This window comes from Amycolatopsis sp. SID8362 (assembly GCF_010550475.1).
In the GTDB taxonomy this organism is placed as follows: domain Bacteria; phylum Actinomycetota; class Actinomycetes; order Mycobacteriales; family Pseudonocardiaceae; genus Amycolatopsis; species Amycolatopsis eburnea.
The window spans coordinates 1-9,928 of the sequence record NZ_JAAGNB010000972.1; the positions used below are offsets into that span (position 1 = coordinate 1).

Here is a 9,928-nt window from a genome sequence, read left to right on the forward strand (position 1 = left end):
GGTCGCGCCGGACTCGCCGTCGGTGCGGCCGCTGCTCAGCGACCCGTCGCCCGCGGTGACGCGGCAGGTGGTGGCGTTCCTGCGGGGCAAGCCGGTCGAGGTGGGGGAACTGCTCGCCGAGGACCGGCCGCTGCACACGCGCCGGGCGGCCGCCGCTGTCCTGCGCGGCAGCAACACCTGGCGGCGGCTGCACACCGACCTCGCACTGCTGCGGGACGACGACCTCGGCGACGACGCCGACCGCGACCTCCGCGCCTGGCTCGCGCAGTCGGCCGCGATCTTCACCACCCCGGCACCGGAGCTGGCCGCGGCGATCGAAGGCCTGCTCTACCGCGTGCCCGAGGAAACGGCTCGGCGGATCCGCCTCACCCTCCCCCGCTGACCGCGTCGGCCCGCCGGAGCGTCAACGTGAACGTCGCTCCCGCGCCAGGCCGGCTCGCCGCCGCGATGGTGCCGCCGTGGCCCGTAACCACCTCGCGGACCAGCGCCAAGCCCAAGCCGAACCGGCGGCCGTCGCCGTCGGAGCCTCGGGCGAAGCGCTCGAAGATACGGTCCGCGTCCGCCGCCGGGAAGCCGACTCCGGTGTCCCGGACGCGCAGCTCCACGTGCCGCTCGTCCGGGACACCCAGCCGCACCTCGATCGAGCCGCCCGGTGGGGTGTGGCCGAGTGCGTTGTCCAGCAACGCCGACAGCACGCGCCGCAACGCCGTCGGGACGCCCTGGACGACGTACGGCCGCCGCTCGCGGGTCACCGCGAGCCTCACTTGCCCCTGTCCCGCGCGGACCGTCTCCGCCGCGACCGCCTCTTCCGCCAGCGACCCCAGATCCACCAGCTCCAGGGACGGCCGGTCGCCCGCTTGCGCCGACAGCAGCAGGTCTTCGACGACTTCGCCGAGTTCCCGGGTGCCGCGGACCAGCTGGTCCAGGTCCTCCGCGTCGCGGCCCGACGCGCGCCGCGCCAGCAGTTGCGCGCGGGTGTGCAGGCGGGTCAGCGGGGCCCGGAGTTCGTGGGACGCGTCGGCGACGAACGTCCGCTGCCGCCGGAGGGCGTCGGCCAGGGGGCGGATCGCGCGGCCGGCCATGACGCGTCCGCACAGCACCGCCGCGAGCAGCGCGAGCACCTCCGCGACGCCGAGGCCGAACACCAGCGACGAGCGGTCCTGGATCTGGTAGACCTCTTCGAAGTACGCCTGCGACACGACACCGCCGCGGTTCTCGACGCGGATCGTGTACGTCATCGCGCCGATCACGCGTCGTTCCGTGTGGACGTCGCCGGGCGCGGGAACCGTTGCGGTCAGCGAATGCACGGGCATCCCGGCCGGCGGCGATCCCGCGGGGGCGTGCAGCACCGGTGTGAACAGCCAGACGCAGCCGGGCGGGGTCTCGGCCGGGCCGAGCTGGATCGTGCGGGCCAGCACGCGGTCGGCGTCGGCGTGCTGGCCGGACAGCAGCATCCCGTACGCGATCGCGCCCGCGACCGCCACGAGCAGCGACACGACCACGGAGATCTGCGCGGTGATCGCCCACCGCGCCCGCCGCAGGGCCCCGTCCTCGGGGTCGCCGCGCGGTCTCACACCGCGCCGATCTGGTAGCCGAGGCCGTGCACGGTCCGCACGACGTCCCGGCCGAGCTTGCGCCGCAGGTAGTACACGTACGTGTCCACTATGGACTCCCCGGTCGAGTCGGCGAAGACGTTGGTCCGCAGCGACGCCCGCGGGTGGATCGCCTTCGGCCGCTGCGCCAGCGTCCGCAGCAGCTCGAACTCCCGCCCGGACAACGTGATCCGCTCGCCGCGCGGCAGCACGACCTCGTGCCGCCGCAGGTCCAGCGCCGCCGTGCCGAGCGGGAGGCACTCCGCGCCTTCCAGGTCACGGCGTCCCAGCGCGCGCAACCGGGCCAGCAGTTCCTCGGCCTCGAACGGCTTGACGAGGTAGTCGTCGGCGCCGGCGTCGAGCCCGCCGACGCGGTCGGCCAGCTCGCCGAGCGCCGAGAGCACCAGCACCCGCGTGGTCACCGCCCTGGCCCGCAGCCGCCGCACCAGCTCCAGGCCGTCGAGCACCGGGAGGCGCCGATCGATGATCATCACGTCGTACCGCCCGGTGAGCCCGAGGTGCAGGCCGCGCTGACCGTCGTGCGCCGCCTCGGTTTCGTAGCCTTCGTCGGCGAGCAGTTCCGCGAGCATGCCCGCGAGGTCGCGGTCGTCCTCGACCACGAGCACCCGCGTTTTCGTCGCCCCATCGTGCACGGATCCATACTGGCAGTGATTTTCCAAATTTGAACTATCAACTTTTCCCGGTTACCGGCACCGGTTCCGCCATCAAGAGCACTTCACTGCTCCCCTTGCGGGTATCACGCCGGTCGAGCCACGCCAGCACCGGCGCGGTCATGATCGTCGTGACCAACGCGACGAGCACCAGCACCGTGAACAACGCCGGCGAGACGATCCCGGCGGCGAGCCCGACGTTGAGCGCGATCAGCTGCATCAGCCCGCGGGCGTTGACGAGCACGCCGACGCGCGTGGCGATCGCCGGCGGCTCCCCCGCCAGCCGGGCCGCGCCCCAGGACGCGCCCAGCTTGCCGACGATCGCGACCGCCACCGTCAGCAGCGCGAAGGCGAGCAGCTTCGGGTCGGCGAGCAGCGCGAACCGGGTGTTCAGGCCGGAATAGGTGAAGAACAGCGGGACGAACACGATCGACCCGATCGGCATGATCTTCGCGAGCACGGCGTCGGAGGCCGCGCCGCGCGGGAACGCCACCCCGACGGTGAACGCGCCGAACACCGCGTACAGCCCGATGGTGTCGGTGAACCAGGCGGCCGCGAACAACGTCATCGCGGTGATGAGCACCCGCTGGTCGACGCTCACCCGGTCGCTGCCCATCACGCGAGTCAGCAGCCGGCGCCCGACGATGAACACCAGCAGCGCGAACAGCAGCCCGCCGCCGAGGGCGAGCGCGATCGGCCCCAGCGACCCGGCGTGCATCCCCAGCACGACCGCCAGCAGCAGCCACGCGAGGACGTCGTCGAGCGCGCCGCAGGCCAGCGCCAGCGAGCCGAACCGGGTCGACCCGATCCCGCGTTCGGTGATGATCCGGACCATCATCGGGAACGCCGTGATCGCCACCGCCACCCCGACGAACGCGGCCGACGTCACCAGCGAAACGCCGTCCTTGCCGATGCCGACCCACGACGTGCCCAGCACGGCGACGCCGACCCCGAGGGCCAGTGGCACCAGTGTCCCGGCCGAGGAGATCGCCGCGACCGACTTCCGCGACTTCATGATGGTGCTCAGGTTGAACTCGTAGCCGGCGCCGAACATGTAGATGACCAGGCCGATCTGGCCGCCGACGTAGAGCAGCGAGCGGATCGCGTCCGGGAACAGCGCCGCCTGGACGTCCGGCAGCACCAGCCCGAACAGCGAGGGGCCGAGCAGCACGCCGGCGATCATCTCGCCGACCACCGGCGGCTGCCCGAGCTTGACCGCGACCAGGCAGACCAGCCGGACCACCACGAGGATCGCCACCACGGCGAGGAAGAACGTCGGTGCCGCCTCGGACGGGCTCATCGGTTACCTCCGGCGAAGTAGGTGGTGCACAGGGCTTGACGACGCGCGTCGAGGACCATGTACGTGCCGAACACGAGCTGGGCGAAGCTGCGCCAGACGTCTTCCCAGCGGTCGCGCACCGCCAGCCAGGCCAGCGGGAAGCGCTTTCGCCGGGCCCCGCGCGGAGTGAGCAGCGCCGGGCCGCGGTTGGGGATCGACCGCGTGTGCCCGGCCGTCGAGGCGAGGCTGAACCGGCGCAGCACCTCGCGCGTCACCACGCGCATGGTCGGCGGGGCCAGCCCGCGGGCCGGGCAAGCGCGGTTCTGCGCGACACCGAACGGGATGAAATCGTCCTTTCCGGACTGTGCGGCGAACTCGGGGTAGCTGAAGCAGAGCACCGTGCCCGCCGGGATGGTCAGGTCGGCCAGCTCGATGTCGGCGGTGGAGATCCGGTGCGCGATGCCGAACAGCGGGAACCGGCGCAGGCCGTCGTCGATGACGCGGTCGAGGTAGGCGTCGTCGTCCGGGTGCTCGGCGAGGCGCCGCTGGGTGTCCGGGGACTTCGCGATGATCATCAGCAGGTGCGCCATCGCCTCGGACATCTGCACGACGGCCGTGTTGAAGAACGTGCCCTGCAGGTAATAGGCCTGCTCCGCCGGGGTCAGCGACTGCGGCAGCGGGTGCGGGACGTCGGCGAGGCGCCGCCGCAGGTACTTCGTCAGCCGGGCCCGGCGGCGCATGTTCCGTGGCCGCACGCACTTCAGCGCCGAGACGACGTCGTCGGCGTGCGCCACGATGAGGTCCCGCGCCTCGGGCGGGCACGGCTCCTCGAAGACCAGCTCGTAGTACAGCTCGGCCCAGATCGGCATCATCTCGTCGCGCAGCCGGACCAGCCCGGGCTCGACGCCGTCGAGGACGTGCGCGGCCACCCGCCGGGCCAGCTCCTCGGAGTCCTTTTTGGACCGGATGAGGATGTGCCGGGTGCACTTGGCGACCTCGTCGTAGCGCGGCCCGGGTTCGAGGTGCTCCTGGTGCACCTCGGGGCCGGGCGCGAGCCAGTACCAGAACAGGTCGGACAGCGCGGCGCCGCGGCTGCGGCCGTTCGCCGCCGGGTCGGCGTAGACGCGCCGGAAGTCCTCGACGCCGACCCGCTCGCCGGGGATGGTCACCGTTTCCTGGCCGTTGACCAGCGCGAAGATCTTCATCCGCAACGCCACGACCCGGGCCGGGAGCCAGGCGGGGGCGGTGGCGACGGCGGCCGCGGCCAGCGCTTTGCCGATCATCGCCGCACCTGGTCCGGGGTCAGGTCGGCCGGGTGCCGGCCGCCGCAGAGGGCGAGCGCCTGGTCGAAGTCGTCCCGCAACAGCTCCAGGACCTGCGTGACGCCTTCGCGGCCGCCCGCGGCGAGACCCCACACGATCGGACGTCCGACCGCGACCGCGTCCGCGCCGAGTGCGAGGGCCTTGACGACGTCGGTGCCGCGGCGGATCCCGCCGTCCACCAGCACCGGGATCGCGCCGCCGACGGCCGCCGCGATGTCGGGCAGGACGTCGATGGTGGCGGGCACGGTGTCGAGCTGGCGGCCGCCGTGGTTGGACACGACGATGCCGGCGACGCCGTGGTGCACGGCCAGCCGCGCGTCCTCGGCGTGCAGCACGCCCTTGATCAGCACCGGCAGCTTGGTCTTCGACCGCAGCCACGCGATGTGGTCCCAGTTCAGCCCGGCCGACATGACGATGTCTCGGACATGACTCGCGTTGCCGCCGCTGCGGTTTTCGCCAATGTTCCGGAGGTTCTCCACGACCAGCCCCGCCGGCAGGTCGTGGAAGTCGTTGCGGTCGTCGCGTTCGCGGCGGCCGAGCACCGGCGAGTCGACGGTCGCCACGAACGCCTTCACCCCGGCGCGTTCCGCCCGGCGCACGATCGCCTCGGTGAACTCCAGATCCGGCTGCAGGTAGAGCTGGAACCACAGGCCCGGGTCCGGCGCGACCTCGCGGGCCGCCGCGGCGACGTCCTCGATCGCCGTGGTCGCGGCCATGCTGACGACCATGATCGTGCCCGCCCGCGCCGCCGCCCGGGCCGTGGCGAGTTCGCCGTCGGCGTGCGCGAGCCGGTGGAACGCCGTGGGCGCGATCAGGATCGGCATGGACGACGACGTCCCGAGCAGCTCGACGCTCAGGTCCCGTTTGTCGCTGCCACGCAGGACCCGCGGGAGCAGCCGCACCTTCTTGAACGCGCTTTCGTTCTCCGCCACGGTGATCTCGTCCTGCGCGCCGCCCGCGAAGTAGTCGTAGTGCGCCGGGTCGAGGCGCTCGCGGGCCGCCGCCTCGAACTCCGCGATCGTGCGCATCAGAGCTCCCGCGAGAAGAACGCCGTCAGCGGTTCGACGTGCACCTCTTTGTCCCACTCGTTTTCGAGGTTCTCGGTGACGTGGTGGGTCGCGACCAGCTCGCCGCGGCGGTAGTGCCGGACGATCGGGTGCAGGTAGTGGCCTTCGCCGCTGTCGTTGGCCTGGTCCTGCGCGGCGCGCGCGACGAAGTCGAACGGGTCGATCTTGTCGTGGTCCGGGCCGTAGTCGAGAGTGACGACGTAAGCGTCCTCGGGCGGGTCGTCGAGTACCCGGTCCACCGGCACCTCTTCGAGGTAGCGTGCGGTGTCGCCGTCGACGACCACGACGTCGCCGAGGAAGCCGAACTGCTGGTACAGCGCGGAAGTCCGGTTGATCCGGGTGATCACCGCGTCGGTCAGCGCGTCCGGTTTGGCGGGGAGTTCGGTGTTCGGCCACGGTGTGCCGTGGTTGCGCTCGTTGAGCACCTTGACCAGCGCGCGGGCGCCGTAGCGGAAGCCGTGGATGAACGCGCTGGTGGCCTTCTTGAAGTCGCGGACCTGCGTGATCGTGCCGGCGAAGTAGAGGCCGGGCACGTTCACCGACTCCCAGCTCGGCGTCTGCGCGGGGAAGCGGTCGTCGATCGTCAGCTCCGGGCGGCAGTCCTCGTCGAACAGCGACGCGTCGAAGCGGAAGCCGGTGCAGCCGATCACGCGGTCGTAGCGGATCTCCTTGATCACCTCGTCGGCGCGGGCGAAGGCGAACTTGACGTGGTAGCCGTCGGCGTCCTTGCGGACCTCGCGCACGTCTCCGTCGAGGATCGCGTGCTGGAGCTTCAGCTGGTACATGTCGAGGATGCCCGCATTGTAGGCACGCAGGTGGCCGACGAAGTGGGTGCGCCAGGCCAGTTTCACCGGCCGTGGGCCGCCGACGTGCACGACGGCGGCCTTCTCGATCAGGTTGTCCGCGGTCTCGAACGCGGAGTTCCCCTTGCCCAGCACGAGAACGCGCTGGCCGGTGAACTCGCCGGGGTCGACGCTGACGTCGGCGTACTGGTCGATCAGCTCGACGCCGGGGAACTGCGGGATGTAGGGCTTCGTGACGCCGGTGGCCATGATCAGCCGTCGCGCCCGGAACTCCTCGTCACCGGCGGTGAGGACGAAGAGAGCGCTTTCTTGCTCGCGGCGGATGCGCGTCACCCGGGTGTCGTAGCGGACGTTCACCTGGTGCTTCGCCGCGTAATCGGCGAGGTAGCGCAGGAAGTCCGGCGCGTCCGGGAAGAGCAGTTCGCTGTAGTCGGTGAAGACGAGCTGGTCGTCGTCGCCGTCGGCGAGGATCGAGTTCCAGTCCATCCGCAGGCGCAGTTCCGGGTCGTCGTACCCGGTGTGCTTCTTGTTGATGGAGATGAGGGTCCGGTGCCGCGGGAAGGTCTCGAAGAAGTGGCCGGGCGCGGAACCGGCCTCCAGCACCAGGTACCGGTGCCCGGCGTGCCCGAGGTGCTGCCCCAGCTGCAACCCGGCGGGCCCGGCCCCGACCACCAGATAATCGAGCACTTCCTCCGCCACGACGACCTCCCGAAGCTCGGCACCGACCGCTTGATCGGCGCCGAGCCTGCTCCGGAGATCTCAGAAAAGCCTCAGAGCGTCGCTTTCACGTGAAAGCGACGCCCCCAGGTGGGCGCTTTCACGTGAAAGCTACGCGTCAGCGGCCGGCGGCGCGGGCGAGGCGTTCGGGGTAGCGCTCCCCGGCGATCGCGTCCGCGGGGGCGGCCGCCTCGATCGCGGCCAGGTCGGCCGCGGTCAGCTCCAGCGAAGCCGCAGCCACGTTCTCCTCGAGGTACTTGCGGCGCTTGGTCCCCGGGATCGGCACGACGTCCTCGCCGTGGGACTGCACCCACGCGAGCGCGAGCTGCCCGGCGGTGACGCCCTTCTCCTCCGCCAGCTTCCGCAGCGCGTCGACGATCGCCATGTTGCGCTCGAAGTTGCCCTCGGCGAAACGCGGCAGGCCGCGGCGCATGTCGTCCTCGGGCAGGTCCTGCACCGACGTCACCGCGCCGGTGAGGAAACCCCGGCCCAGCGGCGAGAACGGCACGACGCCGATGCCGAGCTCCCGGCACGTGTCCAGGACCTCGCCCTCGATCCCCCGGGTCCACAGCGACCATTCGCTCTGCAGCGCGGTCACCGGGTGCACGGCGTGGGCGGCGCGGATCGTCGCGGCGCTCGCCTCGGAAATCCCGGCGTACCGGATCTTCCCGGCCTCGACCAGCTCGCCCAGCGCGCCCCAGGTCTCCTCGATCGGGGTGTCCGGGTCGACGCGGTGCTGGTAGTAGAGATCGATGTGGTCGACGCCCAGCCGTCGCAGGGACTCGTCGCAGCTCTGCTTGACGTACGCCGCGTCGCCGCGGGCGCCCATCGCGCCGTCGGTCCACACGATGCCGAACTTCGTGGCCAGCACGACCTCGTCGCGGCGGCCGGCGATCGCGCGGCCGACCAGTTCTTCGTTGACGCCGTTGGCGTAGACGTTCGCGGTGTCCAGCAGCGTCACGCCGAGCTCGAGCGCCCGGTGGATCGTCGCGATCGACTCCTCGTCGTTGTCGCGGACGCCGTACGCCTGGCTCATCCCCATGCAGCCCAGCCCCTGGGCCCCGACTTCCAGTCCGCCGAGCTTCCTGGTCTTCACGCGGAAATTTCCTCCCTGCCCGGTTCCACGCCGAGCACGTTGCGCTCGACCTGTGCGTAGTTGTCGATCTTGTAGTCGAGGACGTCGAGACAGCCCTGCAGCTCGGCGATCCGCTCGGCCACCGACCGCCGCTGCTCCACCAGCAAGGCCTTGCGGCGGCCCGCGCTGGCGACGCCGTGGCGGCGCAGCGACGCGTACTCGCGCATGCTCTTGATGGGCATCCCCGTGGTGCGCAGCTTCGTCAGGAAGCCGAGCCAGTTCAGGTCTTCGTCGGAATAGGCCCGGCGGCCCGCGGTGTCCCGGGCGGGCGGGTCGAGCAGTTTGATGCGCTCGTAGTACCGGAGGGTGTCGATGGACAGTCCGCTACGTCGAGCGGCTTCCGCTATCGAGTAGCTCATGACCTCGACACTACGACCTGGAGTGCACTCCAGGTCAACTCTTCACCCTGGCCATTCGTAACAGCGTTCTACTACGCTGTGTACATGGCTCGACCCCGTACGCACGACGAAGCGCTCCGGCTGAAGCTCCTCGACCGCGCCGGCGAGCTGATCGCCGCCGACGGGCCGAAGGCGCTTTCCCTGCGGAAGCTGGCCGCCGACGCGGGCACGTCGACCACCGCCGTGTACTCCCTCTTCGGCAGCAAACCCGACCTGGTGAACGCCCTCTACACCGAGGGCTTCCGGCGCTTCGGCGCCCGGATGGCGCGCACCGAGCTGACCGGCGACGCTGTCGACGACCTGGTCGCGCTCGGCAGCGCCTACCGCGCCAGCGCGCTCGCCGACCCGCACCTGTACGGGATCATGTTCAGCAAGTCCGTCCCCGGGTTCGAGCCCAACGAAGACGCCGAGAAGCTGGCCCGCAAGACGCTGGAGCCCCTGGAGGCGATCATCCGCCGGGCCATCGCCGACGGCGTCTTCTCCGACGTCCCGCCGGAAACCGTCGCGGTCGGCTGCTGGGCCATCGTGCACGGGCTGGTGTCCCTGGAACTGACCGGCAACCTGCCGGAGGAGTTCGACGTGACCGGCTCGTACGAGCGGGCCCTGCGCGCGAACGCCTCCGGCTGGCTGCGGCCTCAGAACAGCGTCAACGACCCGTCGTAGACGAGTTCGTCCTTCGCGTTCCAGGCCCGCACGCGCACCTTCGCCCCCGGCTCCATGGCGGCCTTCCGCGGCAGCCAGGCCAGTGCCATGCCATCGGTGACCACCAGGTCGGCGCCGCTGCCGTCGTCGAACTCGAAGCCCGCCGAAGTGGCGGTGGCCGGCAGCGTCACGGCGACCGGGTGGCGGGCCGCACCGGCCGGGGCGCCCGACTCGCCGGCGCCGAGCGTGCTCACCCGCAGGATGCGCGCCGGGACTCCCCGGGCCCCCACCAGATCGGGGTA

At 71.3% G+C, this 9,928-nt stretch carries 9 protein-coding genes and 2 pseudogenes; 2 read left to right on the plus strand and 9 right to left on the minus strand.

Features of this window, described 5'->3' with window-relative positions; translation table 11 throughout:
* Window positions 1-382: pseudogene (locus G3I65_RS30570) on the plus strand (hypothetical protein); the annotation flags it as partial.
* Here G3I65_RS30570 and G3I65_RS30575 read toward each other — a convergent pair.
* The 8 genes from G3I65_RS30575 to G3I65_RS30610 form a co-directional block, all read right to left on the minus strand.
* Complete coding sequence (locus G3I65_RS30575) at window positions 366-1,574, minus strand: HAMP domain-containing sensor histidine kinase (RefSeq protein ID WP_160699183.1); 1,209 nt, start codon at window positions 1,572-1,574, stop codon at window positions 366-368. The pseudogene G3I65_RS30570 and the gene G3I65_RS30575 overlap by 17 nt on opposite strands.
* On the minus strand, window positions 1,571-2,218 hold the full coding sequence (locus tag G3I65_RS30580; protein ID WP_160699192.1) for a response regulator transcription factor: 648 nt from the start codon (window positions 2,216-2,218) through the stop codon (window positions 1,571-1,573). Before G3I65_RS30580 ends, G3I65_RS30575 begins: the two co-directional genes overlap by 4 nt.
* A gap of 64 nt (window positions 2,219-2,282) precedes the next feature.
* The gene (locus G3I65_RS30585; RefSeq protein WP_160699184.1) at window positions 2,283-3,563 is read right to left on the minus strand and encodes a cation:proton antiporter; all 1,281 of its coding nucleotides are present in this window, start codon (window positions 3,561-3,563) and stop codon (window positions 2,283-2,285) included.
* Entirely contained in the window at window positions 3,560-4,825 is a 1,266-nt protein-coding gene (locus tag G3I65_RS30590; protein ID WP_160699185.1) for a cytochrome P450, read from the minus strand. Before G3I65_RS30590 ends, G3I65_RS30585 begins: the two co-directional genes overlap by 4 nt.
* Window positions 4,822-5,892: an alpha-hydroxy acid oxidase gene (locus G3I65_RS30595; protein ID WP_160699186.1), complete on the minus strand. Its 1,071-nt coding sequence runs from the start codon at window positions 5,890-5,892 to the stop codon at window positions 4,822-4,824. The genes G3I65_RS30590 and G3I65_RS30595 overlap by 4 nt, the downstream gene beginning before the upstream one ends.
* A complete protein-coding gene (locus tag G3I65_RS30600; protein ID WP_160699187.1) occupies window positions 5,892-7,433 on the minus strand; it encodes an NAD(P)-binding domain-containing protein in 1,542 nt (513 codons plus the stop codon). Before G3I65_RS30600 ends, G3I65_RS30595 begins: the two co-directional genes overlap by 1 nt.
* 136 nt (window positions 7,434-7,569) lie before the next feature.
* On the minus strand, window positions 7,570-8,493 hold the full coding sequence (locus G3I65_RS30605) for an aldo/keto reductase (protein WP_166640785.1): 924 nt from the start codon (window positions 8,491-8,493) through the stop codon (window positions 7,570-7,572).
* 50 nt (window positions 8,494-8,543) lie between these two features.
* Window positions 8,544-8,945 (minus strand): MerR family transcriptional regulator, encoded by a 402-nt coding sequence (locus tag G3I65_RS30610; protein WP_160699189.1) that lies wholly within the window; start codon window positions 8,943-8,945, stop codon window positions 8,544-8,546.
* Between the two features lie 84 nt (window positions 8,946-9,029).
* Here G3I65_RS30610 and G3I65_RS30615 point away from each other — a divergent pair, with 84 nt between their 5' ends.
* Window positions 9,030-9,647 (plus strand): TetR/AcrR family transcriptional regulator, encoded by a 618-nt coding sequence (locus G3I65_RS30615; RefSeq protein WP_160699190.1) that lies wholly within the window; start codon window positions 9,030-9,032, stop codon window positions 9,645-9,647.
* Here the strand turns inward: G3I65_RS30615 and G3I65_RS30620 are convergent.
* A pseudogene (locus tag G3I65_RS30620) lies at window positions 9,620-9,928 on the minus strand (hypothetical protein); the annotation flags it as partial. The gene G3I65_RS30615 and the pseudogene G3I65_RS30620 overlap by 28 nt on opposite strands.